This is a genomic window from Nonomuraea sp. NPDC048892, assembly GCF_040649735.1.
Taxonomy (GTDB): Bacteria; Actinomycetota; Actinomycetes; order Streptosporangiales; family Streptosporangiaceae; genus Nonomuraea; species Nonomuraea maheshkhaliensis.
This window is the reverse complement of the sequence record NZ_JBEZFZ010000009.1, coordinates 260,362-285,807: the sequence shown is the minus strand read 5'-3', so window position 1 is coordinate 285,807 and position 25,446 is coordinate 260,362. Positions and strand designations below refer to the sequence as shown.

Annotated in this window: 21 protein-coding genes; 10 read left to right on the top strand and 11 right to left on the bottom strand. The window is 73.0% G+C overall.

Annotation, left to right across the window (positions count from 1 at the left end):
* Positions 1-55: 55 nt before the first annotated feature.
* The gene (locus AB0C28_RS29505) at positions 56-1,567 is read right to left on the bottom strand and encodes an IclR family transcriptional regulator C-terminal domain-containing protein (RefSeq protein WP_358079013.1); all 1,512 of its coding nucleotides are present in this window, start codon (positions 1,565-1,567) and stop codon (positions 56-58) included.
* Between the two features lie 135 nt (positions 1,568-1,702).
* Between AB0C28_RS29505 and AB0C28_RS29500 the strand changes: the two genes are divergently transcribed.
* From AB0C28_RS29500 to AB0C28_RS29465, 8 genes are all read left to right on the top strand, one after another.
* On the top strand, positions 1,703-2,470 hold the full coding sequence (locus tag AB0C28_RS29500) for a CoA transferase subunit A (protein WP_358079010.1): 768 nt from the start codon (positions 1,703-1,705) through the stop codon (positions 2,468-2,470).
* Positions 2,467-3,096: a CoA transferase subunit B gene (locus AB0C28_RS29495; protein WP_357835927.1), complete on the top strand. Its 630-nt coding sequence runs from the start codon at positions 2,467-2,469 to the stop codon at positions 3,094-3,096. The genes AB0C28_RS29500 and AB0C28_RS29495 overlap by 4 nt, the downstream gene beginning before the upstream one ends.
* An 82-nt stretch (positions 3,097-3,178) precedes the next feature.
* Positions 3,179-4,327: a thiolase family protein gene (locus tag AB0C28_RS29490; protein ID WP_358079007.1), complete on the top strand. Its 1,149-nt coding sequence runs from the start codon at positions 3,179-3,181 to the stop codon at positions 4,325-4,327.
* A gap of 4 nt (positions 4,328-4,331) precedes the next feature.
* The gene (gene pcaH, locus AB0C28_RS29485; protein WP_358079004.1) at positions 4,332-5,072 is read left to right on the top strand and encodes a protocatechuate 3,4-dioxygenase subunit beta; all 741 of its coding nucleotides are present in this window, start codon (positions 4,332-4,334) and stop codon (positions 5,070-5,072) included.
* The gene (locus AB0C28_RS29480; RefSeq protein ID WP_358079002.1) at positions 5,069-5,593 is read left to right on the top strand and encodes a protocatechuate 3,4-dioxygenase subunit alpha; all 525 of its coding nucleotides are present in this window, start codon (positions 5,069-5,071) and stop codon (positions 5,591-5,593) included. Before pcaH ends, AB0C28_RS29480 begins: the two co-directional genes overlap by 4 nt.
* A complete protein-coding gene (gene pcaB, locus AB0C28_RS29475) occupies positions 5,580-6,818 on the top strand; it encodes a 3-carboxy-cis,cis-muconate cycloisomerase (RefSeq protein ID WP_357835915.1) in 1,239 nt (412 codons plus the stop codon). The genes AB0C28_RS29480 and pcaB overlap by 14 nt, the downstream gene beginning before the upstream one ends.
* Positions 6,818-7,975 carry a 4-carboxymuconolactone decarboxylase gene (gene pcaC / locus AB0C28_RS29470; RefSeq protein WP_358078999.1) on the top strand — a complete coding sequence of 386 codons (1,158 nt, stop codon included), beginning with the start codon at positions 6,818-6,820 and terminating at the stop codon, positions 7,973-7,975. Before pcaB ends, pcaC begins: the two co-directional genes overlap by 1 nt.
* 83 nt (positions 7,976-8,058) lie before the next feature.
* Entirely contained in the window at positions 8,059-8,715 is a 657-nt protein-coding gene (locus AB0C28_RS29465; protein ID WP_346113301.1) for a TetR/AcrR family transcriptional regulator, read from the top strand.
* A gap of 55 nt (positions 8,716-8,770) precedes the next feature.
* Here the strand turns inward: AB0C28_RS29465 and AB0C28_RS29460 are convergent, their stop codons facing one another.
* The gene (locus AB0C28_RS29460; protein WP_358078996.1) at positions 8,771-9,904 is read right to left on the bottom strand and encodes an acyltransferase; all 1,134 of its coding nucleotides are present in this window, start codon (positions 9,902-9,904) and stop codon (positions 8,771-8,773) included.
* Between the two features lie 221 nt (positions 9,905-10,125).
* On the opposite strand from AB0C28_RS29460, the gene AB0C28_RS29455 reads away from it, so the two are divergent.
* Positions 10,126-13,134 (top strand): AAA family ATPase, encoded by a 3,009-nt coding sequence (locus AB0C28_RS29455; RefSeq protein WP_358078994.1) that lies wholly within the window; start codon positions 10,126-10,128, stop codon positions 13,132-13,134.
* 168 nt (positions 13,135-13,302) lie between these two features.
* Here the strand turns inward: AB0C28_RS29455 and AB0C28_RS29450 are convergent, their stop codons facing one another.
* Complete coding sequence (locus AB0C28_RS29450; protein ID WP_358078991.1) at positions 13,303-13,959, bottom strand: alpha/beta fold hydrolase; 657 nt, start codon at positions 13,957-13,959, stop codon at positions 13,303-13,305.
* 348 nt (positions 13,960-14,307) lie between these two features.
* Here AB0C28_RS29450 and AB0C28_RS29445 point away from each other — a divergent pair, with 348 nt between their 5' ends.
* Positions 14,308-15,768 (top strand): FAD-dependent monooxygenase, encoded by a 1,461-nt coding sequence (locus AB0C28_RS29445; protein ID WP_357835900.1) that lies wholly within the window; start codon positions 14,308-14,310, stop codon positions 15,766-15,768.
* Positions 15,769-15,927: 159 nt separating this feature from the next.
* On the opposite strand, the gene AB0C28_RS29440 is transcribed toward AB0C28_RS29445, so the two are convergent.
* The 8 genes from AB0C28_RS29440 to AB0C28_RS29405 form a co-directional block, all read right to left on the bottom strand.
* Positions 15,928-16,473, bottom strand: a complete 546-nt coding sequence (locus AB0C28_RS29440; RefSeq protein WP_357835897.1) for a hypothetical protein — start codon at positions 16,471-16,473, stop codon at positions 15,928-15,930.
* A 128-nt stretch (positions 16,474-16,601) separates the two neighbouring features.
* Positions 16,602-17,597 carry an oligopeptide/dipeptide ABC transporter ATP-binding protein gene (locus AB0C28_RS29435; protein ID WP_358078988.1) on the bottom strand — a complete coding sequence of 332 codons (996 nt, stop codon included), beginning with the start codon at positions 17,595-17,597 and terminating at the stop codon, positions 16,602-16,604.
* The gene (locus tag AB0C28_RS29430; protein WP_358078985.1) at positions 17,594-18,595 is read right to left on the bottom strand and encodes an ABC transporter ATP-binding protein; all 1,002 of its coding nucleotides are present in this window, start codon (positions 18,593-18,595) and stop codon (positions 17,594-17,596) included. The genes AB0C28_RS29435 and AB0C28_RS29430 overlap by 4 nt, the downstream gene beginning before the upstream one ends.
* Positions 18,592-19,503 carry an ABC transporter permease gene (locus AB0C28_RS29425; RefSeq protein ID WP_357835888.1) on the bottom strand — a complete coding sequence of 304 codons (912 nt, stop codon included), beginning with the start codon at positions 19,501-19,503 and terminating at the stop codon, positions 18,592-18,594. The genes AB0C28_RS29430 and AB0C28_RS29425 overlap by 4 nt, the downstream gene beginning before the upstream one ends.
* Entirely contained in the window at positions 19,469-20,398 is a 930-nt protein-coding gene (locus AB0C28_RS29420) for an ABC transporter permease (RefSeq protein WP_357835886.1), read from the bottom strand. Before AB0C28_RS29420 ends, AB0C28_RS29425 begins: the two co-directional genes overlap by 35 nt.
* A gap of 9 nt (positions 20,399-20,407) precedes the next feature.
* Positions 20,408-21,988: an ABC transporter substrate-binding protein gene (locus AB0C28_RS29415; protein ID WP_357835883.1), complete on the bottom strand. Its 1,581-nt coding sequence runs from the start codon at positions 21,986-21,988 to the stop codon at positions 20,408-20,410.
* Between the two features lie 135 nt (positions 21,989-22,123).
* A complete protein-coding gene (locus AB0C28_RS29410) occupies positions 22,124-23,581 on the bottom strand; it encodes an amidohydrolase family protein (RefSeq protein ID WP_358078982.1) in 1,458 nt (485 codons plus the stop codon).
* A gap of 148 nt (positions 23,582-23,729) precedes the next feature.
* Entirely contained in the window at positions 23,730-25,169 is a 1,440-nt protein-coding gene (locus tag AB0C28_RS29405; protein WP_358078979.1) for a helix-turn-helix domain-containing protein, read from the bottom strand.
* Between the last annotated feature and the right edge of the window lie 277 nt (positions 25,170-25,446).

Below are 25,446 nucleotides of genomic sequence, written 5' to 3'. Positions count from 1 at the left end.
TCTAGCCAGCGGACGGCCGCCCGGCGGCGGTCCGCCGATCACGTTCTCCTGAGCTTCACCCGTCCACCGCCGCCCGCGTGTAAGCAAGATCGGCCTCCATCCTGGCGGCCGTCTCCCTGAGGGCGGGCAGCACGTCGTTCATGAGGGCTGCGGGGGTGGCGCGGCCGGCGTGGGTGGCGACGTTCACGGCCGCGACGGCGCGCCCGGTCCGGTCCCGTACGGGCACCGCGATCGACCGCACGCCCTCCTCCAGCTCCTGGTCCACCAGGGCATACCCGTCGGCCGCCGCCCGGCGCAGCAGCGCCCGCAGCTCGGAGCGCGAGGCGACGGTCCTGGCCGACAGACGGCGCGGCACGATCGACGCCAGCCGCTCCTCGGGCAGCTCGGCGAGGAGCACCCGCCCCATGGAGGTCGCGTACGCGGGCAGCCGGGTGCCCACGGTGAGGTTGACGCTCATGAGGCTCACGGTCTGGACCCTGGCCACGTACACCACGTCGTCGCCCGACAGCACCGCCACCGACGCCGACTCACGGACCCGGGCCACCAGGTCGGCCAGGTGCGGCTGGACGATCTCGCCGAACGTCAGCCCGGACAGGTGGGCGTACCCGAACTCCAGCACGCGGGGGAGCAGCGTGAACCGGCCACCGCCGGCGGCGGTGGCGTAGCCGAGGCGCTCCAGGGTCTGCACCGCACGCCGTACGGTCGCCCGGGGCAGGCCCGTGACCTTGGCGCAGTCCGCGAGCGTCAGCCCGCCGCGCGCCGACCCGAGCGCGACCAGCACGGCGAGCCCGCGCGCCAGCGACTGCAGGAACCCCATGCCCAGTTCCCGCTTGGCGGCACCGTCCACCGCCCCACGCTCGGCTTCGAGGCGCGCCGGAGGCAGGGGCAGAGGTAGAGGCGAGCGGCCGGCCAGGATCGCCTCCATCTGCTCGACCGTCCGGCGCAACGCGGGCAGGCAGTGGTCGCGCAGCCCGGCCGCCGTGTGCCTGCTGGTGTGGCTCACGACGCTGATCGCGCAGACCACGGCGCCGGAACCGTCGCGCACGGGCACCGCCACCGCGATCAGCCCCGGCTCGATGAGCTGGTCGTCCTCGGCCCACGGCGCGTCCGGATCGAGCAGCGCCAGCCCGGCCGCGCAGCGATCGACCGGCAGCACGTCGCCCACGCGGAAGCTGACCGACATGGTCCGCCGCCGGGTGACCTGCACGACGAAACGCACCCCGTCGCCGTCCCGCACGGCCAGCGACACGGACTCGTCCAGCTCCTCGGCCAGCCGCACGGCCGGCGGGGCGAGGGCGTCGCGCAGCCCGTCGCCGGCCAGGTACGCCTCGCCCAGCTCCATCAGGCGCGGCGCGAGCCGCACGTCGCGGCCGTCCGCGCGCAGGTAGCCGAGGTGGACGAGCGTGCTCACGACCCGGTCGACCGTGGACCTGGCCAGGCCGGTCGCGCGGGCCAGGTCCGTCGCGCGGGCGGGCCGCGCCGGGTCGGCGGCCACGGCGCGCAGCACGGCCAGCCCGCGCTCCAGCGTCCCCGCGGCTTCCGCGGGCCGCTCCGACGCCTGCTCCATGGGTTCCTCCGCCGGTTCCGGGTCGCCGAGACGTTCAGGGACGACCTTTGACAGGCGCGCCACCCGTACAGATACTGACAGGGATACTTTAGTGAACAAAAGTTCGCAGAGCGAACACGTGTCGATCGGAGCGTCGTGCGGAGAGACAAGGTGCTCGCCACGGCCGCGGAGGCGCTGGCCGGCGTGCACGACGGAGCGTCGTTCGCCGTCGGCGGCTTCGGCCTCAGCGGCATCCCCAACGTGCTGATCCGGGCCCTCTACGACACCGGCGTGCGCCGCATCGGCGTCGTGTCCAACAACTGCGGGGTGGACGGCGGCGGCCTGGGCGTCCTGCTGGCGGCCGGGCGCATCGCCCACGTCACCGCCTCCTACATCGGCGACAACAAGGAGTTCGCCCGGCAATACCTGGCCGGTGAGCTGACGGTCGAGCTCACCCCGCAGGGCAGCCTGGCCGAGCGGCTGCGCGCGGGCGGCAGCGGCATCCCCGCCTTCTACACCCCGGCGGGCGTCGGCACGCCCATCGCCGACGGCGGCCTGCCGCTGCGGCACAACCCCGACGGCAGCGTCGCGCTCGCCTCGCCGGCCAAGGAGGTGCGCGAGTTCGACGGCCGCGAGTACGTGCTCGAACACGGCATCCGTACGGACTTCGCCCTCGTCCGCGCGGCCAGGGGGGACCGGCACGGCAACCTCGTCTTCCACAAGGCCGCCAGGAACTTCAACCCCCTCGCCGCCATGGCCGGGCGGATCACGATCGCCGAGGTCGAGGAGCTGGCCGAGCTGGACCCCGACGAGGTGCACCTGCCCGGCGTCTTCGTCCAGCGGGTCATCGTTCTCACCCCCGAACAGGCCGCCGACAAATCCATCGAGAAGCGCACGATCACCCCGGGGACGGTCGGCCGATGAGCTGGACCCGTGACGAGATGGTCGCCAGGGCCGCCGCCGAGCTGCGTGACGGCGACTACGTCAACCTGGGCATCGGCCTGCCCACCCGCATCCCCTCCCACCTGCCGCCCGGCGTGGACGTGGTGCTCCACTCCGAGAACGGCATCCTCGGCGTCGGCCCCTACCCGACCGAGGAAGAGGTCGACCCCGATCTGATCAACGCCGGCAAGGAGACCGTCACCGTGCTGCCCGGCGCGTCGTTCTTCGACTCCTCGCTGTCGTTCGGCATGATCCGCGGCGGCCACATCGATGTGGCGGTCCTCGGCGCGATGCAGGTCTCGGCCCAGGGCGACCTGGCCAACTGGATGGTGCCCGGCCGGCTCGTGAAGGGCATGGGCGGGGCCATGGACCTCGTGCACGGCGCCCGCAGGGTCATCGTGATCATGGAGCACAACGCCAAGGACGGCTCCGCGAAGATCGTCGAGGAGTGCACGCTGCCGCTGACGGGGAAGGAATGCGTCCACCGCGTCATCACCGACCTCGGGGTCCTCGACATCACCGACCAGGGGCTCACGCTCGTGGAACGCGCGCCGGGAGTGAGCCTGGACGACCTGCGCGACCGTACCGGCGCGGAGGTGCGCGCGTGAACGGGAAGTGGACGTGCGACGGCACCGGCACGGTGAGCAGGCAGGGGACGCACGATCGTACCGACGCGGAGGTCATCGCGACATGAAGGACGTCTACATCGCCGACGCCGTACGCACGCCGTTCGGCCGCTACGGCGGCGCCCTGTCCGGGATCCGCCCGGACGACCTGGCCGCGCACGTCGTCTCGGCGCTGGTCACGCGTAACGAACTGGAGTCCGTGGACGAGGTCGTGCTCGGCAACGCCAACGGCGCCGGCGAGGAGAACCGCAACGTCGCCCGCATGGCCGCCATCCTGAGCGGCCTGCCGATCACCACACCGGGCGTCACCGTGAACCGGCTGTGCGGCTCCGGCATGGAGGCCATCATCCAGGCCTACCGGGCCATCGCGCTCGGCGACGCCTCGGCCGTGATCGCCGGCGGCGTGGAGTCGATGACCCGCGCCCCATGGGTGCTGCCCAAGCCCGAACGCGCGTTCCCGGCCGGCGGCCAGGAGCTGGTCTCCACGACGCTCGGGTGGCGGCTGGTCAACCCGGCCATGCCCGCCCAGCACACGGTCGCGCTCGGCGAGGGCGCGGAGCTGATCGCCGACAAGCACGGGATCACCCGCCCGGAGCAGGACGCGTTCGCGCTGGCCAGCCACCAGAAGGCGGCCAAGGCGACCTTCGAGCGGGAGATCGTCCCGATCGCGTCCGTCACCCGCGACGAGGGCATCCGCCACGACACCTCCCTTGAGGCGCTGGCCAAGCTCAAGCCCGCCTTCCGCAAGGACGGCGGCACCGTCACCGCGGGCAACTCCTCCCCGCTGAACGACGGCGCGGCGGCGCTGCTGCTGACCGACGAGGCGGGGCTGCGCGGGCGCGAGCCCCTGGCCAGGATCGTGGCGAGCGGCGTCAGCGCGCTGGAACCGCGTTACTTCGGTCTCGGCCCCGTCGAGGCGGCGAACAGGGCGCTGGCCAAGGCGGGCCGGCGCTTCGGCGATCTCGCCACTGCCGAGCTGAACGAGGCGTTCGCCGCGCAGGTGCTCGGCTGCCTGGCCGAACTGCCCGACCTCGACCCGGCCATCGTCAACCCCGACGGCGGCGCCATCGCCATCGGCCACCCGCTCGGCGCCTCGGGAGCCCGCGTGACCGGCGCCGTGGCCCACCGGCTGGCCGCCGCCGGCTCGGGCACCGGGCTCGCCTGCCTCTGCATCGGCGTCGGTCAAGGGCTGGCCGTCGTACTCGAAAGGTAGCGGAATGTCTGAACCCCTCCAGCAGTCCGACATCGACCAGGAGATCGCCGCGCTCGCGGGCACGGCGGCCGACCACCCCGCACGCGACTACGCCCCCTACCGCAGCACCTTGCTGCGCCACCCCCGGCAGCCGCTGGTGCCCATCAAGGACCCCGAGGCCGTCGAACTGTCGGGGCCCGTCTTCGGCGTCACCGACGTGGCGCCGGCGGACAACGACCTCACCAAGCAGCACATGGGCGAGCCGCTGGGCGAGCGGATCACCGTACAGGGGCGCGTGCTCGACCGCGGCGGGCGGCCGGTACGCAACCAGCTCGTGGAGATCTGGCAGGCCAACGCCTCGGGACGCTACCTGCACCAGCGTGACGACCACCCCGCGCCGCTCGACCCCAACTTCACCGGCGTCGGCCGCTGCCTGACCGGCGACGACGGCTCCTACCGCTTCACCACGATCAAGCCCGGCGCCTATCCGTGGCGCAACCACGTCAACGCCTGGCGGCCGGCGCACATCCACTTCTCGCTGTTCGGGACCTCGTTCACGCAGCGGCTCGTCACCCAGATGTACTTCCCAGGGGATCCGCTGTTCGCGTACGACCCGATCCTGCAGTCGGTGACCGACGAGAGCGCCAGGCAGCGGCTGGTCGCGTCGTACGCGCACGAGCTGTCGGTGCCGGAATTCTCGCTCGGCTACCGGTGGGACATCGTCCTCGACGGCCCTTCCGCGACCTGGATGGAGGAAGGCCGATGAACCCGACCCCTTCACAGACCGTGGGCCCGTTCTACGGGTACGCGCTGCCCTTCCCCGGCGGCGGCGACATCGCCCTCGGCGGGATCGCCGTGCACGGCTACGTCTACGACGGCGCGGGGGAGCCCGTGCCGGACGCGCTGCTGGAGTTCTGGCAGGCTGACGAGCAGGGACGGGTGCGCGGGGCGCCCGGCACGCTGCGCCGCGACCCGACCAGCGCCGCCGTGCTCGGCCGCGACGGCGTCACCTTCACCGGCTTCGGCCGCGTGGCCACCGATCGGGACGGGCACTGGACGTTGCGTACGGTGGAGCCGGCGAACGGGTACATCAGTGTGTGCGTGTTCGCGCGCGGGCTGCTGCTCCATCTCTACACGCGTATCTACCTCGGACGGGACGCCTTCCTCGACTCGCTGCCGCCGGAGCGCGGCCGGACGTTGGTGGCGGTGGAGGAACGGGAAGGGGTACGCCGCTTCGACATCCACCTCCAGGGAGAGAAGGAGACGGTCTTCCTTGACTTCGGCTGACCCCGACCCACCGGGCGCGGGGGCGGGGCGCGACGTGGCCTCCACGCCTGCGGGGGCGGATCTCGGGCTGCTCTCGCCGATGCGGGGCGGGGTCGAGGCGACCGGTGACGTCGCCGTGCTGCGGGCGATGCTGGACGCCGAGGCCGCGCTGGCCCGGGCGCAGGCGGCGCTCGGGCTCGTTCCGCCCGAGGCGGCGGACGCGGTGACGGCTGCCGCCCGCGTGGAGGCGTTCTGTCTGGAGGACCTGGTGGTGCGGGCGCGCTCCGGCGGCAACCCCGTCATCCCCCTCGTGGCGGACCTCCGCACGGCGGCCGCCCCTTTCGGGGAGTACGTCCATCGTGGGGCGACAAGTCAGGACATCGTCGACACGGCTCTCATGCTCGTGGCGTACCGCGCACTGGGGCCCGTACTGGCCGATCTGGAACGGACGACCGACCGGCTCGCCGCGCTGGCCGCCGAGCACCGCGACACCCCGATGGCCGCCAGGACGCTCACCCAGCAGGCCGTACCCACGACGTTCGGGCTGAAGGCGGCGGGCTGGCACCGGCTGGCCACCGACGCCCGCACCCGCCTCACCGCCGCCCGCCGAACCCTCCCGGCCCAGCTCGGCGGCGCAGCGGGCACCCTCGCCCCTTTCCAGCACCCTGACTCAGGGGCGCAGGCGGTGGAGGTGGCGTTGCGGCTGCCGGGGCGGTTCGCGGCCGAGGTGGGGCTGGCCGAGCCGCCGCTGCCCTGGCACGTCCTGCGCACGCCGATCGCCGACCTGGCCGGGGCGCTGGCGTTCACCGCGGGGGCGCTGGGCAAGCCGGCGGCCGACGTGCTGGTCCTGTCGCGTACCGAGATCGGCGAGCTCTCCGAGGGCGTCGGCGGCGGCTCGTCGTCCATGCCGCACAAGCACAACCCCGTCCGGGCCACGATGATCGCCGCCGCGGCCCGCCAGGTGCCCGCGCTCGCCGCCATCCTGTACGGCTCGCTCGCCGCCGAGGACGAGCGCCCCTCCGGCGCCTGGCACGCCGAATGGCAGCCGCTGCGCGAGGCGTTGCGCCTGGTCGCGGGCGCCACGAGGGACACCGCCGAACTGGTCGCCGACCTCCGCGTACACCCGGAGCGCATGCGCGCGAACCTGACCGTCACCGGCGACGCCGCCCCTGCCCCCGCCCTCGTGGATCGCGCTCTCTCATTCCAGCACCCTCCCACCCACGACCAGGACGAGGCACCTCACTGATGCTGCACTACCGGCTGGACGGCCCCGAGCAGGGGCAGCCGCTCATCCTCGGACCGTCGCTCGGCACCTCCACCCGCCTGTGGCAACCGCAGCTCCAGGCGCTCGCCCGCACCTTCAGGGTGCTCAGGTACGACCTGCCCGGCCACGGCGACTCGCCCGCCGACGCCAAGGCGAGCACCATCGACGACCTGGCGGAGCTGGTCCTGGAGGCGGCCGCCGCCGAGGGCATGGACGGCTTCCACTACGCGGGGGTCTCGATCGGCGGCGCGATCGGCGCCATTCTGGCGGTCCGGCATCCGGGACGGCTGCGTTCCCTGACCATGATCTGCTCAAGCGCCCGCTTCGGCGACCCCCGGGCGTGGCACGAACGAGCCGCCCTGGTACGCGCCCAGGGCACCGCACCACTGCTGCAAACCGCCCCCGCCCGCTGGTTCGCACAGACACCGGACCCCGGGATCCCGAACGACGCGACCCTGACCGGCGAACCCCGGAACGGCCGGGCTCTCAACGACCAGCTCCTCGACGACCTGGCCACCACCGACCCCGCCGGGTACGCCGCCTGCTGCGACGCGCTGGGCGCCTACGACCTGCGCGGCGAGCTGGCCGCCATCACCGTGCCCACCCTGATCGTGGCCGGCCGCGAGGACCCGGCGACGCCGCCGCCGCACGCCAGGGAGCTGGCCGACGGCATCCCCGGCGCCACGCTCGTGGAGCTCCCGGCCGCCGCCCACCTGGCGAACGTCGACCAGCCGGCCCGCGTCACCCAGGCCCTCCTCGCCCACCTGCCCGCCGCCACCGGCATGCGGGTACGGCGCGAGGTGCTCGGCGACGCCCACGTCGATCGCGCCGTGGCCCGGACGACCGATTTCACCAGGGACTTCCAGGATTTCATCACCCGCTACGCCTGGGGTGAGATCTGGACCCGTCCCGGGCTCGACCGCCGTACCCGCAGCTGCGTCACGCTCACCGCGCTGGTCGCCCGCGGGCACCTCGACGAGCTGGCCATGCACGTGCGCGCGGCCGTACGCAACGGGCTCACCCCCGACGAGATCGGCGAGGTGCTGCTGCAGAGCGCCGTCTACTGCGGGGTCCCGGCGGCCAACGCCGCGTTCGCCGTCGCCCAAAGCGTGCTGGCCGAGCTGGAGCAGGAAGCCTGAGCTGCGGGAACGGGCCCGGCACCCTCGGCCGGCACCCTCGGCCGGCTCGCCGTCGGGTCCGCGGGCGGATCTATGATGAGCCAATGACCTCGCCCCCCGCCGCCGCCGAACGCCAGCGGGACGCCGACCGTACCAAAGCGGAAATCCTCGAGGTCGCGCAGCGCGAGTTCGCCCGCGAGGGCTACGCGGGCGCGCGGGTCGACGAGATCGCGGCCCGCATGCGCACCACCAAACGGATGATCTACTACTACTTCGGCAGCAAGGAGCGGCTCTACATCGCGGTGCTGGAGAAGGTGTACGCCGAGGTGCGCGCGGCGGAGCGCACGGTGGACGTGGAGCACCTGGCGCCGGTCGAGGCCATCCGCACGCTGGCCGAGCTGACCTTCGACCACCACGACGCGCACCGCGAGTTCATCCAGCTCGTGGCGATCGAGAACGTGCACCGCGCCGAGCACATACGCAAGTCCGAGGTGCTGGCCAACCTGGGCACGCCGGTGCTCGACCTCATCGAGCGCATCCTGGACGCGGGCCAGGCGTCGGGCGACTTCGTCACCGAGGCCGACGCGATCGACGTGCACATGATGATCAGTGCGTTCTGCGTGTTCAGGGTGGCCAACCAGCACACGTTCGGCGCGCTGTTCGGGCGCGACATGACCGCCGCCGAGCATCGGGCCAGGCAGCGGCGCATGGTCGGCGAGATGGTCGTCGGCTACCTGAGCGGCAAGGGCGCCCGCACCTGAACGACTGCGCAGCACAGGCCGGCGCTCACGGACGCGGCGGGGCATGTGCGATGAGTCAGGCTTTGGCCGGATCGCCGCGTCGGCTTGAGATGAGCCGCTTGCCGAGCCGCTGGGCGGGCAGCTCGATCACGCGATAGGTCAGCAGGCTGAGCGGGATCAGGATGAGGAAGAAGACCGGCAGGTTCGGGCTCGCGTACAGCAGCAGGGGATGCAGCAGGTAGACGGAGAAGCTGATCACGCCGAGGCCCGCCAGCCAGCGCGGGAAGCGGCGCCGGCGCAGCGCGTACGCCAGCGCGAACGCGCCGAAGGCGAGCACGATCGCCGGCGCCCAGGCGGGGTCGCCCTTGGCGGGCAGCCCGCAGCCGAGCGCCGCCGCCACGGCGACCGTGGCGGCCGGCCGGGAGATCGTCCCCTGTTCCGCCCGGTACACCGCCGTCCCCGCGAACATCGTCGCCAGGATGATCACCCCCTGCCAGGTGCCGCCCCTGCTGCCCAGGATCACCAGCGCCGGCCCCAGCAGCCCGCCCGCGACCGCGCCCGCCGTACGCGCGGCGCCGCGCCCCAGCACGGTCAGGGCGATGGCGGCGATGACGGCGAGGCCGAGCAGCGCGGCGGTCAGATCGGCGCCACCGCCGATGACGGCCCTCGGCAGCAGCAGCCCGAGCGGCACGGCCAGCAGCGCCAGCACGATCGCGATCGTCGCCGACCTGTGCGCCTGCCGCACCGCGAACAACGCCACGCACAGCAGGTAGAAGGCCATCTCGTACGAGAGCGTCCAGGTGACGCTGATGACCGCGGGCAGGTTCAGTAATTCCTGCATCATCGTCAGGTTGCCCAGCGCGACGAGCAGCGGCGGCCGCTCACCGAGCCCAGGAGGCGACGGGAGCGATCCGGCCGCCACGAGCAGGAACGCCAGACAGAACGCGGTCATGAGCAGCGGCAGGAGCCGGAAGGCCCGGCCGGTCCAGAAGGCGCGCAGGTCGCCGCGCCGTTCCAGGGAGGCGGGGATGATGTAGCCGCTGACCAGGAAGAACACGAACACGCCCCACGTGCCGAGATCGATCCTGCGATCCACCTCCGCCCAGACGCCCGGGATGAACGTCCATCCGGCGTGGTGCATGGTGACGGCCAGCGCTGCCGGTCCCCGCAGGGCGTCCAGCCAGGCCAGCCGGGCGGGGGCCAGAAGCATTTGCCGCAGTGTACGGCATTACCGGCATACCGCGACCTTGCCCCCAACCGAGGAGCCCGTGCCCGGGTGATCACCGGGGCTCGGGCCGGGAAAAGAGGCGTCGGCGCCGCTCCCTCCGATGCCAGCCGGGCGGTGGGTCGGCGAGATCCGGGCCCGGGGACTTCCGGCTGGGGGAGTTGCGGCCCCCTGGTCGTGAGCTGTGGCGGTCGTACCATCGGGGCATGCTGCATGGCCGGGAGTGGGAATGCGGGATCATTGCCCAGCTGCTCGACGGCGCTCGCGATCGGCGCAGCGGCGTTCTTGTCCTGCGTGGTGAGGCGGGCGTCGGGAAGTCCGCGCTGCTCGACTTCGCCGCCTCACGGGCCGACGGTATGCGGGTGCTGCGTGGCGGCGGGGTCGAGTCGGAGTCCGAGCTCCCGTACGCGGCGGCGCACCAGCTGCTGCGCCCCGTCGCGGACCGGCTCGCGGCGGTCCCGGCCGGCCAGGCCGCGGCGCTGCGCGGCGCGTTCGGACTGGGGCCGCCGGTGGAGGGGGACCGGTTCCTGGTGTCGGTCGCGGTGCTCAGTCTGCTGTCCGAGGTGGCCGAGGACGGGCCGCTGCTGTGCCTGGTCGACGACGCGCACTGGCTGGACGGACCGTCCGCGGACGCGCTGGCGTTCGTGGCCCGACGCCTGGAGGCCGAGGGCGTCGCCCTGCTGTTCGCAGTCCGCGACGACACCATCTCCCCACACCCGCTCACCGGAGCACCGGATTCGCTCACCTGGCCGTCGCATCCGCTTGCCGGGTCGCCGGGCCCGTCATCGGGTTTTGGGATCAGGACCGGGGCCTCGCGTTCGGCTGCTGGGCTGCCTGAGTTACGACTCCGTGGGCTGGAGCCCGAGGCGGCGCGGGCGTTGCTGGCCGAGCGTACGTCCGTGGCGCTCGCTCCCGAGGTGGCCGCACTGCTGGTGGACAGCACCGCGGGCAACCCCCTCGCCCTGCTCGAACTGCCGGGCTCGCTCTCGGCCGAGCAGCTTGCCGGCGTACGGCCGCTGCCCGAGCGGTTGCCGGTCGGCGAGGTGGTCGAGCAGATCTTCCTGGACAGGGTGCGCCGGCTGGCGCCCGCGGCGCAGACGCTGCTGCTCGTGGCCGCCGCCGAGGAGAGCGGCGACATCGGCCTCGTGTTGCGCGCGGCCCAGGAGCTGCGGGTGGCGCCGGACGCGCTCGACGAGGCGGAGGCGGCCGGGCTGCTGCGGGTGGAGGGCGACATCATGGCCTTCCGCCATCCACTCGTACGTTCGGCCGTCTACCGGGGAGCGACGTTCCTGCAGCGCCGCGCCGTACAGCAGGCCCTGGCCGCCGTGCTCGACGGCAACGGGGACGCCGACCGGCGCGCCTGGCACCTGGCCGCCGCCGTTACCGGCCAGGACGAGGCGGCGGCCGCCGAGCTGGAGCAGTCCGCCCGGCGAGCCACCCGGCGCGGCGGTCATGCCGCCGCCGCGAGCGCCTTCCACCGCGCCGCCGCCCTCACCACCGAAGCGGAGTCCCGTGGCCGGCTTCTCACGCAGGCCGCCGAGGCCGCCTGGCTCGGCGGCCAGCCCGACCGGGCCCGTTCGCTGCTGGACGAGGCGGCGGCGTACGCCTCGGAACCCCTGCTCCGGGCGCAGGGGGAGCATCTGCGCGGGGCGATCGAGGGCTTGTGCGGGCGGCCCGATGTGGCATACGCGACGCTCGTCGCCGGCTCCGAGCCGATCACCGAACTGGACCCGATCCAGGCCGCCGTCATGCTCACCGAGGCAGGCCGCCTGGCCTGGACCGCCGCCGACCTCCCCAAACTCGCCGAAGCCGGCCGACGCCTGTCCTCCCTGCTTCCGGCCAACGCCCCCGGCGCCGGTGGGGCGCCGCCGAGGGAAGCGGGCCCAGCCGGTTCGCCGGCCGAGGGCTCCGTCACGGCGGAGGGCCCCGGGGCGAGAGTGGTGGACGTCGAGGCGTTGGTTGCCGGCCGCCGGAGGTGGGTGCCGGATGATGGGGTGAGTGCGGGGGCGCTGTTGCTTGTCGGGCTGGCGGCGCTGCTGGGTGGGGACGCTGAGCGGGCGGCGCCGTCCTTACGGGAAGGGCGGGCGCTGGCGCAGGAGAGGGCTGATCCGCAGAGTCTGGCACTGGCTGCGGGTGCGGCGATGTTCATCGGTGAGGACGCTGCGGCGCTCGCTCTGTTCACCACCTCGGCCGTACGCGCCCGTGCGGCCGGCGCGGTCAGCGTGTTGCCGCTGGTGCTGGGGCCGCTTGCCGCGCTGCAGATGTGGACCGGGCGGTTCGCGGCCGCTCGCGCCACCGCCACCGAAGGGCTGCGGCTGTCGCTCGACACCCGCCAGGACAACACCGCCGCGCACCACCGCTCCGTGCTCGCCTGGATCGCCGCCGTCCAGGGCCGGGCCGAGGAATGCCGTACGGAGGCGGGTGCCGCGCTGGCTCAGGCCATCGGGCAGCGGCTCGGGCCACCTGCGGGGATCGCGGCCTGGGCGCTGGCGCTGCTCGATCTGGGTGAGGGCCGGATGGCGGACGCGTTCGACCGGCTGAGCGCCATGGCGGACGCCGGGCCGGGGGAGGGGCATCCGCTGGTGAAGATCTTCGCCGCCGCCGATCTCGTCGAGGCCGCCGTACGGATGGAGCGCCAGGACCGGGCGACGGCCGCCCTGGAACGGCTCCAGAGCTGGGCGGGACCGGCCGGGTCGCCGTGGGCGCATGCGCTGGTGTCGCGGTGCCGTGGGCTGGTCGCGGGTGATGACGCCGGTCTTGCCGAGGCCAGTTTCACGGAGGCCCTCTCCCTGCACGCGAGGGCCGGGCGCCCGTTCGACGCGGCCAGGACGGCGCTGCTGTTCGGTGAGGCGCTGCGCCGTCGTCGTCGCCGGGCCGAGGCGCGACGGCACCTGCGGGCGGCGTCCGAGGCGTTCGAACGGCTGGACGCGGCGCCCTGGGCTGAGCTGGCCCGCGCCGAGTTGCAGGCGACCGGTGAGAGCGCGCGCAAGCGGGATCCCAGTACGGCCGCGGATCTCACGCCGCAGGAGTCGCAGATCGCGCGGCTGGTAGGGGAGGGAGGGACCAATCGGGAGATCGCGGCGCACCTCTTCCTGAGCCCGCGCACTGTGGACTACCACCTGCACAAGGTGTTCGTGAAGCTGGGGATCTCGTCGCGGGGGGAGCTGGTACGGCTCTGTATCGAGGATCCTGGCCTGCTGGAGGCCGGTCGCTGAGGGCTGTCTGGTCTGGTTGGGGCGGTCAAGGATCATGGTTTTTGGTTGGGGCCCGTGGTTGCGGGTCGTGGTGCGCTCGGGGTCGGTTGTTGAGGGCCCTGGTGTGCTGGGGGTCGGTCGCTGAGGGCTCCGGACTGATTTGGGCTGGTTGCTAAGTGTTCGGGCGGTTCAGGGGAGACGCGTTCGTGCCTTTATGTCGTGTTCGTGCTGATCGGAGGCTGAGGTCAGGAAGGTCACCAGGACGTCGGGGACTCGGCAAGGGAGTCCGCGGGTCAGCAGGACCGGGCAGGTGAGTTCTGCTGGCTCGGCCCCGCACGGGTCGCACAGGGCCAGTCGGGTGATCCTCTGTGGCATGTCCAGGGCGGCGCGCAGGGCGATCGCGCTGCCGAGGGAGAGGCCCGCGAGCCGGACCGGGCCGATGCCGCAGGCGTCGAGGAAGCAGGCGAGCCAGGCCGCGTAACCGGCCGGTGTCGGCACGACCTGTCCCAGGGGTGTGCCGCCGAAGCCGGGTAGATCGGGCGCTGTCACGCGCGCCCGCCCGGACAAGGCCGTCCACACCGGCTCCCACGCCGACCGCGCGCCTCCCGGCAAGCCACTGGTCTCGCCGGTCAGCACTGGTTCTCCGGCAAGGTCAGCCAGGCCGGTCCCGCCGCCACAGCCAGTTCCGCCGATCGTGTCGGCTGGGCTGACCGCGCCGGCCCAGCCGGTGCCGCCGGCTTCGCTGGGTTCGCCGCCGTGCAGGAGTACCAGGTCGGGGCCTGTGCCTGCTCGATAGGCCCGGACCAGGGAACCGCCCACGGGGATAACCGTCTCGTCATGCCGCATCGGACGACTCTGCGCCCAGGGGCGGAGGGCTCGCATCCGTGATTTCACCGGTCGGCCACCGCTGCCCGGCCGTCACGGTGCCCCGTTGACGGTGGGACGTCGGTCCGGTGACGGCGGCGATGCCGGGTCGGGGTGCCCTTGATGGCGGGGATTCCAGGTCGGCACATGGCTGGGGCCGACATGCCAAGGTCGGTGCATCGCTGGCGGCCGGGATGTCGGGCCGGTGTAGCTCCGATGGTCGGGAGGCGGGGCCGGTGCACTGGTTACGGCCACTGTGTACTTCACCGATTCGAGGGCCCCGGCTCCGATCGCATCGTGGTGGCATCGAATCCCGGAGGGAAGAGTCCGATGAACAACACCACCGACGTGATCGTCATAGGCGCCGGCCCGACCGGCCTCATGCTGGCGTGCGAGCTGGCCCGGGCCGGTGTGCGTTGCCGGCTGCTGGAGCGGCGGGCCGAGCAGTCCAATCTGACGCGGGCGTTCGCCGTGCACGCCCGTACGCTCGAACTGCTCGACGCCCGCGGACTGGCGGACGATCTGGTGCCGCTCGGCCGGCCCGTGCAAGAGCTGCAGCCCGCCCCCGGCGCCGTGCTCGATCTGCGTACGCTGGAGACCCGTTACCCCATGGTGCTGATCGTGCCGCAGAGCGGTACCGAGCGCCTGCTGGAGGCGCGCGCCCGTGAGCTGGGCGTGGAGATCGTCAGGGGTGCCGAGGTCGCAGGGATCAGTCAGGACGCCGAGCGGGTCATGGTCGAGCTCGCCGACGGCCGCACCGAGTCGGCGAGTTACGTCGTCGGGTGCGACGGCGCTCACAGCAAAGTGCGCGAGCAGGCCGGGATCGACTTCGCCGGCAAGCAGTACGCGACGCACATCCTGCTCGCCGACGTGCGGGTGACCGAGCCGCCGCAGGACGCGCTGTTCGCGGCGGCCAGTGGTGAGGGCGTGGTGCTCATGATCCCGTTCGGCGACGGGTGGTTCCGCGCCATCGCCTGGGACCGGCTGCGCGAGCAGGTGCCGCTGGACGTGCCGCTGCCGATGGAGGAGATGCGCGACGCGTTCGACCGGATCGCCGGCACCGACTTCGGCATGCGCGAGCAGCGATGGAGTACGCGGTTCCTGAGCGAGCGCAGGCAGGCCAGGCGATACCGCGAGGGCCGGGTGTTCCTGGCCGGCGACGCCGCCCACGTGCACTCGCCGCTGGGCGGTCAGGGCATGAACACCGGCATCGGGGACGCGATGAACCTGGGCTGGAAGCTGGCCGCCGCCGTACGCGGGCACGGCCCGAAGGGGCTGCTGGACACGTACGAGGGCGAGCGGCACCCGGTCGGCGCGCAGGTGCTGGCGCTGACCGACAACTTCAACCGGCTGGTGCTGGGCCGCTCCGCGATCCGCCGGGCGCTGCGCGCCGTCATGATCCGGTTGATCCTGCGCTTCGGCCCGTCCCGGCGGCTCGTGGCCGGACGCCTGACGGGCCTCGGCATCGGCTACCCGGCGGGAGCACGCGGCGCCCACCCGTGGACCGGGCGCAGGATGCCGGACGTGCCGTGTGAGGGAGGCCGCCTGTACGAGCTCCTGCGCGACGGGCGTCCGGTGCTGGTGGACGCGACCGGCTCTGCGGACGTCGCCAAGGCGGTGCCGGCCGGAGACACGATGGTCGTCCGGCACGAGGGCCCGGCGCGGAAGGGGCTCCCGGCGGCCGTCCTGGTGCGCCCCGACGGGTATGTGGCGTGGGCAGGCGACGCCGGCGCGGACCTGCCGGCGCAGGCGGCCGCAGCGGCGTCGCACTGGTACGGCCCCCGGCGCTGAGCCGAAGGTCCGCGCCGCCGCCCGCATCCCTGGCGCTGAACCGCAGGTCCGCGCCGCACCGATTCCGCGGCGCCGAAGTGGCGCACCGATTCCGCGGCGCCGAAGCCCGGATCCCCGGCGCCGAAGAGCCGAACCTCAAGCCCCGGCGTGGAACACCTTCTACGCCGGGAAGTCCTTCGGGTTGACGCCGCTCGTCCGTGCCTTGCCGCCGCGGACCGGGTGCAGGGTCAGGGTGTAGATGGTGTAGCGCGTGCCGGGCGAGCGGAACCGCAGCCGGTCGTTGAAGCGCTGGTAGACGGCGTTGCGGCCGAACCTGCCCTTGGAGACGCTGAACCGGGAGCCGGTGGTGAAGTAGATCCGGTACGTGCCGTCCCTGACGTCCCTGATGGTCGCGGTGGACTTGGCGCGGACGTAGATGCTGATCGCCTTGGTGCTGCCCCTGACCAGGGCGACGACGCCGTCCCGCGACGTGCCGTTCTTGATCTTGAGCTGGTTCACGCCGCCGCCGATGCGGTGGTAGAGGATCCGGCCGTTCGACGGGCGGGCGAGCGCGGCGGTCTCGGCCTGGACGGTCACCGAAGTGGCCGCGCTCAGGCCGGTCGTGGGGGCCGCGCCGGCCGGGGTGGTGGTGATCAGGCCACCGGCCAGAGCGACCGCCGCGACGACGCCTGCTCGCAGGGGAGTACGTTCGACAAGTCTCTTCACAGTCCACATCTCCTTCGCGACCTTCGGTCACGGTAAAGATAGAAGAGAGGAGGCTTTACCGAAAGCTGGTATTTCACAGGGGTACGCGGGAATTGCGGCCGCCACGCGTAAGGACCGGGCGCCCGACCTCAGGGACCGGGGCGGCGGGCCAGGTGGCAGGAGACCAGGTGCCCGGCCGCGGCGACGGGCTCAAGCACGGGCGCCGAGCGCGCGCAGGAGTCCTCCGCCATGAAGCAGCGCGGATGGAAAGAGCACCCGGACGGCGGGTCCACCGGGCTGGGCGGCTCCCCGTCGAGGACGATCTCCTGCCGGGTGCCGCGCGCGGCCGGGTCCGGCACCGGCGCCGCCGACAGCAGGGCCCGCGTGTACGGATGCGCCGCCGACTCGTACACCTCGGCCTCAGTCCCGGTCTCCACCACCTTGCCCAGATACATGACGGCTACCCGGTCGGCCAGGTGCCGCACCACGCTCAGGTCGTGCGCGATGAACACGTACGCCAGCGAGAACCGCTCGCGCAGCTCCTCCAGCAGGTTGACGATCTGCGCCTGCACCGACACGTCGAGCGCGGACACGGGCTCGTCGCACACCAGCACCTCGGGCCGCAGCGCGAGCGCGCGGGCGATGCCGACCCGCTGCCGCTGCCCGCCGGAGAGCTCGTGCGGATAGCGGCCGCCGTGGTCGGGGTTGAGCCCGACCGCCTCCAGCAGTTCGCGCACGAGCCGGTCCCGGTCGCCGCGCGGCGCGAGGTCCGGGTTGACGTCGTACGGCTCGCGCACGGTGGCGGCGACGGTCATGCGCGGATCGAGCGAGGTGTACGGGTCCTGGAAGATGAGCTGCACGTGCCGCCTGGCCCGGCGCAGTTCGCCGCCGCGCAGGTCGTGCAGTGACCTGCCGAGCACGGTGACCCGGCCCGAGGTGGGCCGTTCGTGCGCGGTCAGGAGCTTGGCCAGGGTGGACTTGCCGCAGCCCGACTCGCCGACGATGCCGAGCGTCTCGCCCTTGCGGAGCTCCAGTGAGACCCCGTCCACGGCTTTGAGCAGGCCCACGGTCCGCCGCAGCGCGCCCTGCCTGACGGGGAAGTGCTTGACCAGGTCGCGTACGTCGAGCACCGTCTCAGCCGTCATGACGTGGTCACCCGCTCCCACTCGTGGCAGGCCGTGAGCCGGCCAGGACCGATCTCCCGCGCGGGCGGCTGCTGCCCGCACGCCTCGCCGGCGTACCCGCAGCGCGGCCGGAACCGGCAGCCCGGATCAGGCCGCGCCGGGTCGGGCGGCGCGCCCGGGATGACGGCCAGCCGCCGCCCCCGCAGCTCGGGCCGGGGGATCGCGCCGAGCAGGGCTTCGGTGTACGGGTGCGCAGGCCGCGCGTACACCTCGGCCGCCGCGCCCTGCTCGACCACCCGCCCCGCGTACATGACGGCGACCCGGTCGGCGATGTCGGCGACCACTCCCATGTCGTGCGTGATGAGCACCAGCGCGGTGCCGTGCTCGCGCTGGAGCTCGCCGAGCAGCCGGATGATCTGCGCCTGGACGGTCACGTCGAGCGCGGTCGTCGGCTCGTCGGCGATGATCACCTGCGGGTTCAGCGCGATGGCCAGCCCGATGCCGACGCGCTGGCGCATCCCGCCGGAGAACTGGTGCGGATAGTCGCGGGCCCGCCGCGCCGCGGACGGGATGCGGACGAGGTCGAGCACCTCGACGGCCTTCCCGGCCGCCTCCTTGCGCGACAGCCCCTGGTGCGCCCGGAACAGCTCGGCGATCTGGTAGCCGACGCTGAGCACCGGGTTCAGCGCCGACAGCGCGTCCTGGAAGACCATCGCGATCGTGGTGGCACGCAGCCGCCGCCGCTCCTCCTCCGCCAGCGTGAGCAGGTCCACCCCGCGCAGCCGCGCCGAGCCGGTCGTGACGGCGCCGCGCGGCGGCCGGACCAGGCCCATGATCGCGCGAGCGGTCACGCTCTTGCCGCTGCCCGACTCGCCGAGCACGGCGAGCGTCTGACCGGCGTCCACCTCGTAGCCGACGCCGTCGACCACCGTGGTGGCGCCGAAGCGCACCCGCAGGTCCGAGACGGCCAGCAGGGGCGCGCCGGCGTCGTAGCCGGGCAGGGATTCCAGACGGGTCACGGGCGGGCCACCTCCTGGCGCAGGCGGGGGTCGAAGGCGTCGCGGAGCGAGTCGCCGAGCAGGACGAAGCTGAGCACGGTGACAGTGAGGAAGATCGACGGGAAGATCAGCAGGTGCGGGGAGGTGACGAAGTACTGCTGCGCGGTGTTGAGCTGCACGCCCCACGAGATCGCCGGGGTCTGCAGCCCGACGCCGAGGAACGTCAGCGCCGACTCCGAGGCGATCACGCCGCCCACGTTGAGCCCGGTGAGCACGGCGACGGGGCCGAGTGCGTTCGGCAGGACGTGGCGCAGCAGGATGCGCGCGGTGCCGGCGCCGACGCCGCGGGCGGCGGCCACGTACTCGCTGGTGGCCGTCTCCAGCACCGAGCCGCGCATGACGCGGGCCAGCACCGGCCAGCCGAACAGGATCAGCACCGCCGACACCGTCCACTCGTTGTGCGTGCTGGCCGCCTGGAGCAGCACGATCATGCCGACGAGCGCGGGGAAGCCGAAGAACACGTCCATCACGCGGCTGATCACCGCGTCCACCCAGCCTCTGAAGTAGCCGGCCAGGCTGCCCAGCAGCACGGCGACGACGATCATCCCGGCCGTGACGAGCAGCGCGATGAGGACGGAGGAACGAGCGCCGTACACGACGTTGCTGTAGAGGTCGCAGCCCTGGATGTCGAAGCCGAACGGATGCCCCGGCGCGGGCGGCAGGCCGCTGTTGACCAGGTCGCACTTGCGCGGGTCCCCGCTGCCGAACCAGCCGGCGAACGCCTGCGGCACCGCCGCCATCGCGCAGACGACCAGCGCGATGGCACCGGAGATCGCGAAGGCGGGACGGCGGCGCAGCCTGGCGAGCAGTCCCGGCCGGCCGGCGGGCGGAGCCTCAGCCGAGGCGGATACGAGGGTCGAGGATGCCATAGAGAAGGTCCACCAAGAGGTTCACCAGCAGGAAGACGAGGACGAGCAGGGTACCCACGCCCACGACGACCGGCCCGTCGTGCTGCGGGATCGCCGTGAAGATCTGGTAGCCGAGGCCCGGCAGGTTGAAGATGCCCTCGATCAGGACGGTGCCGCTGAGCAGGTAGCCGAGGCTCACGCCGAGCAGCGACACGACGGGGATCAGCGAGTTGCGCACGACGTGCCTGACCACCACCGCGCGCGGGCGCAGGCCCTTGGCGGTCGCGGTGTCGACGTGGTCGGCGTTCAGGTTGTCCAGCACGCTCGTCCTGGTCAGCCTGGCCACCTGCGGCAGGCCGTAGAGGGCGAGGACCAGGCCGGGCAGCACGTACGCCAGCGGCCAGCCCGCGTCCGTGCCCGAGACCGGCAGCCAGCCCAGGTTGACCCCCAGCACGATCTGCGCGACGTAGGCGACCACGAAGAACGGCACGCCCATGACGACCGTGGTGCCGCCCAGCACGAGCGCGTCGGTGAGCTTGCCGCGCCGCAGCCCGGCCACGGTGCCGAGCAGCACGCCCAGAACCGTCATGAACAGCCACGCCGTCACGCCCAGCTGGAACGTCACCGGCCAGCTGGCCGCGATGACCTCGGAGACCGGGCGGCCGGCGAAGCTCGTGCCGAGGTCGCCGGAGAGCAGGCCCTTGAGGTAGCTCCCGTACTGCACGAGCAGCGGGTCGTCCAGGTGGAACCGCTCACGCAGCGCCTGCTCGACCGAGGGCGACAGCGCCCGGTTGGGCCCGGCCAGCGCCTGGATCGGGTCGCCCGGCAGGGCGTAGACGGCCAGGTAGATGAGGAAGGTGGTGCCCAGCAGCACGGGAAGCGCCATGAGCAGCCGGTGCAGCGCGTACTTCCCCACGTCCCCGCCTCAGCCGACCTTGACCGCGGCCAGCACCGCGGCGCCGAGGAACTCCGGCTTCACGCCGCTCACCCTGGCGGAGTAGGCCAGGCCGCCGACGGGCTGGAACAGCGGCGTGAGCGGGAGCCCGTCCATGGCGACCTTGGCCGCCTGCTGGGTCAGGCCCATCGCCTCGTCCTGGCCCGCCTTCGCGGCGTCGGCCATCAGCTTCGCGAACTCGGGGCTGTCGTAGCCGGTCACGTTCGACGCCGAGGTCTTGGTGAACAGCTGGTCGGCCAGCGCGTACAGGTGGGGGTAGCCGGCGCCCATGTAGAGCAGCACCGGGCCGTCGATCTTTTTCGCCGCCAGGTTCGGGTAGAGCTGGTCGACCGGCTGGGTCTGCGTCGTCACCGCCTCGATGCCGAGGTTGGCCCGCAGCTGGTTGCCGACCGCCTCCAGGATCACCGTGTTCACCGGGTCCTGGTACGTCCACAGCTTCAGCGGGCCGCTCCAGCCGCCGGCCTCGGCCAGCAACGCCTTGGCCTTGGCCGGATCGTAGGTGCAGGCAGGGCAGTCGGCCGCGCCGCCGCCCGGCACGCTCGCCCCCGCCAGCCCCTTGGCGGGCTGGCCGAAGCCGCGCAGCAGCGACTTGACGATGGTCTCGCGGTCGATGGCGTGGGCGAACGCCTGGCGTACCTTCAGGTCGGAGAAGCGCTTGTCCCACAGCGGGAAGCCCAGGTAGATGACCGCGGGGAACGGCACCCGCACCAGCCGGTCCTTGAACCGGGCGGCGGCGTCGGTGAGGTTGTTGCCGGTGACCAGGCTGATGTCGAGCGCGCCCGCCTGGAGGTCGCGGTAGGCCGCGCCCTCGTCCTGGTACGACTTGACCTCGATCCGGTCCGCGTTGCCCGCCTGCCCCTTGTAGGCGCCGAACTTGCGCAGCGCGACCTTCGTCACGCCGGCCGACAGCCCCTCGCCGTCCAACTGGTACGGCCCGTTGCCGATCGGCTTGCGGTCGAAGCCGGCCAGGTCGGAGAAGGCCGCCTTCGGCATGGGGGCGAAGGCCGTCTGGGCCAGCACGTACGGCAGCAGCGACATCGGCTTGCCCAGCGTGATCTTCAGCGTGGCCGGATCGACCACCTCGACCCCGGACAGCGTCTTCTCAGACGGCTTGCCGTCGGCCGGGTTCAGCTCGGCGTAGCCCTTGAACGGCGCGAACATGAAGTTGTTCTCGAACGCGTTGGGGGCGTACGCGGTCGCGTTCCACGAGTCGGCGAACGACTGCGCGGTGACCTGCTCGCCGTTGTGGAACGTCCAGCCCGGCTTGATCTTGATCGTCCAGGTCACGTTGTCGTCGGTCTCGATCGACTCGGCCACGGCGTTCACGGCCTTGCCGCTGGTCGCGTCCACCGTGGTCAGCGGCGTGAACAGGGCGTAGTCCACGTTGCTGGCCACCGACCTGCCGGGCGTCAGGTGGGACAGGAAGTACGTGGTGACGCCGACCGAGAAGGACTTCTCCCCTTGAGGGGTGCCGGCTCCGCCGGAGCCGGCCGAACAGGCCGTCAGCGCGACGGCCAACGCGGCGGCTCCGAGAACTTTCTTGACGGACACCTGCTGACACCTCCGTGGATGGGGGCCCGTGCTTGGGGACGAGCGTCCCACAGCACTGCCTGCGGTTCATTGTTGGAATGGTTCAACCGGGCGCCGCGGCTTTGTGACCTGGAACAGCGCCGTCAACCCCGTGTTTCAGCCGTGTTGCCGGTACGTCCACCGGCCGCCGAGCAGCGTGCCCAGCACCTCCACGCCGCCCAGCGCGGCCGGGTCGGCCTCGGCCGGGTCACCGGCGGTGATCACCAGGTCGGCGGGGTCGCCCGCGCGGATCCCGCGCCGTCCCCTGGCCGCCGCCGCGAGCGCGTCGGGCAGCGGGATGGCCTGCTCCGGATGCCACGGCGCGCGCTCGTCGTCGGTCCTGGCGACCGCGGCGGCCAGGCCGTCCCAGGGGTCGAGCGGCGCCACCGGCGCGTCGGAGCCCAGTTCGAGCGTGGCGCCGGCGGCGAGCAGGCCGGCGTAGGCGAACGCGCGGCCGGTGCGGCCCGGCCAGTGCAGCTCGGCCACCTCCCGATCGTCGGGCGCGTGCGCGGGCTGGACGCCGGCGACCAGCCCGGGTCTGGCGAACCTGGCGAAGTCGCCCGGCCGCAGGAGTTGCGCGTGCTCGATCCGGCCGGGGCAGCCGACCTGCTCGAACGCGTCCAGCGCGATGCTGGTGGCCAGGTCGCCGATCGCGTGCACGGCAGGACGCAGGCCGTGCGCCCAGGCCAGGCCCATCGTGCTCGCCAGCTCCTCCGGCGGCGTCTCCAGCAGGCCGCGGGCGCCGGTGCCCGGGTACGGGTCGTCGCAGTAGGCCGTCCTGGTGTTGAGCGAGCCGTCCACGAAGATCTTCACCGGGCCCACCTCCAGCAGCCCGCCTGACCCGGCGACCGGCTCCCCGGTGCGCAGGCCCCGCTTGACGGCCTCCTCCAGCCGGTCCTTCGGGATCGAGCAGGCGACCCGCACGTCTATCCGCTGCTCGGCGACCCGGCGGCTCCAGTCGGTGACGTTGTCGGCGAACTCGAAGTCGAGCACGCCGACCACGCCCCGCGCCGCCGCGGCCGTGGTCGCCTCGGCCACCCACCGGTCGAGCTCCCGCTCGGGCGGCAGCGGCAGCGCGGCCATCGCCTCGTAACACTCGTGCTCGCGCAGCACGCCCGTCTCGTGCTCGCCCCTGCCGATGGAGGCCAGTGCGGCGGGGCTGAACCAGCCGGTGTGCAGGTCGTTGCTGAGCAGCACGACGGGCCGGCCCGGCGCCGCCGCCTCCAGCAGCGACTTGTGCGGCGCGTCCGGCCACAGGCCGTCGCGGAAGCCGTAGCCGATGGTGAAGCCGTCGTGCGGGACCACCAGCTCGACGGCCTCCCTGGCGGTACGGGCGCCGCTGACGTCCACCCGGCGCCGCATCTGCGCCCATTGCAGCATGTGCACGTGCGAGTCCCACAGGCCGGGCAGCAGCGTCCCGCCCGCCACGTCCACCGACTCGACCGCCGGCTCGACGGCGGACTCGACGGCGGGCACCTCTGTGGTCACCTCGGCGATCCGGCCGTCGGAGATCAGGACGTTGCGGATCGGGCCGCCCAGGCCGATCCGCGCGTTGCGCAGCAGCAGTGAAGGCATGCGACGAACGCTAGAGGCCGGGGCCGAGCGCCCTCATCGTCGAAACCGGACATCTCACCCGCCGCCCGTTGTGGGCCGCCACAGCTCACCGCTCGTGGTCCGCTGGTGGAGTGCCGCAGCTCACCGCTCGTGGTCCGCTTGTGGCGCGCTACAGCTCGCCGCGCAGCCGCAGCAGGCTCAGCTGGAGCCAGATCACCAGCCGCTCGGCCGGGTCGGCCAGATCGACCTCGAACAGCTCCTGCAGCCGGCGCACCCGGTAACGCAGCGTGTTCTCGTGCACCGACAGCTCGGCCGCCGCCCTGGCCGCCTCGCCGAACGCGTCGAGATAGGCGAGCAGGGTGACGGCGTGCGTGGTGGACTGGGTCCTGTCGGAGTCGAGCATGCGGCGCACCGGGAGCAGCAGCTGCTCGGCGGCCACGCCGCCGCGCTCGGCCAGGTCGTACAGGGCGACGCGGCTGCGTACCTGCTCGTCGGTGGCGACCGCCGCGGCGGCGGCCGAGGTCTCGCCGAGCACGCGCAGGACGCGCTCGGCGAGCCTGCTGGACGAACGCGCCTCGCCCAGGCCCGCGACCACGGGGCCGAGGCCGGCGTGCAGCGGGATCCGCATCGACTTGCGCACCGCCTCGGCCGCGCCGGTCGCCACCTGCACCAGCCGCTCGGCGGGGGTGCCCGGCGGGACGGGCAGCAGCGCGTACACCCGGCCCCAGCTCGTCGTGCACACGGCCTGCGGATGCCAGGACTCGCAGCTCAGGCTGACCAGGTCGGCGATGCTCGCCAGCGCGGTCCCCGCCTCGGCGGCCGGCCCGTGCACCGGCGCGAAGGCGACGATGCACACCGGCGACCCGGCCGGCAGGCCCAGCCGCACGGCCGCGGCCGACTCGCTGGTGGCGCCGTCGAGCAGCGCGCGCAGCGTCTCGGAGCTGTGCCAGCGCTGCGGGTTGCTGGGGATGCGGGCACGCAGCAGGTGCAGCGCCGCCGTCCGCCCCGCGTCCTCCAGCAGCCGTACGGCGTCGGGCACCAGCGGCGGATCTCCGTCGAGCATCCAGATGAACCCGAGGAGCTGCGGCCCCGCCTGCACCGCCGTCGCCAGGCGGCGCATGTGACCGGGGCCCATGCTCTCGAACCACACGGGCACGCCGGCCTTGAAGACGCGGGTGTACTCGCTGCGGTTGGTCGGCCGCTGCGGCGTCTTGCGCCCGAGGATGCCCTGCCGGCGGATCTCGTCGATCTGCTGGCCGGGCAGGTTGGAGTAGGCCAGCACGTGACCTTGCGGATCCTCGACGCTGGTGGCTCCGCCGATCGTCGCGGCGATGGCGTTGGCCAGCGCGAACAGGTCGCCGATGGCGACGCTCGAATAGGTGGTGGCCGGGGCGCCGGGGCCGGAGACCGCCGCCGTCAGCAGCGCGTCGAGCTGGCGCCACGGCAGGTCCTCCGGCGCGATGAGCAGCGCGATGCCGGCCGCCCGCGCCGACTCGATGAGCGGGGCCAGGTCGGCGCCCCTGTCCTTGACGACCACGGCGTGGTATTCCAGGCGGGCCGCCCGGCGCAGCAGGTCGTGGGTGGCCGGGTCGGCCACCCGCGCGCCCACGCGAGCAGCACGCCGCCGGGCCGTTCGTCGAGGGGGTCGTCGGGGTCGTGCACGATGGGCTCGCCGAGCGTGATCGCGGCTCCGTCGGGCACGTAGGCGGCGGAGAGCGCGTCGCCGCCCAGGGTTTCGAGCACGAGCCGCAGCGGCGGGTGGTACGGGATCGTCATCGAGGCGTCGGGCACCGGACCAGCAGCCAGGTCAAATACCGACATTCCACTCCTTATCGCGACGAGCGCCCTTATTCAACCATTGACGGTGACCACAAGGAGCAGGGCCT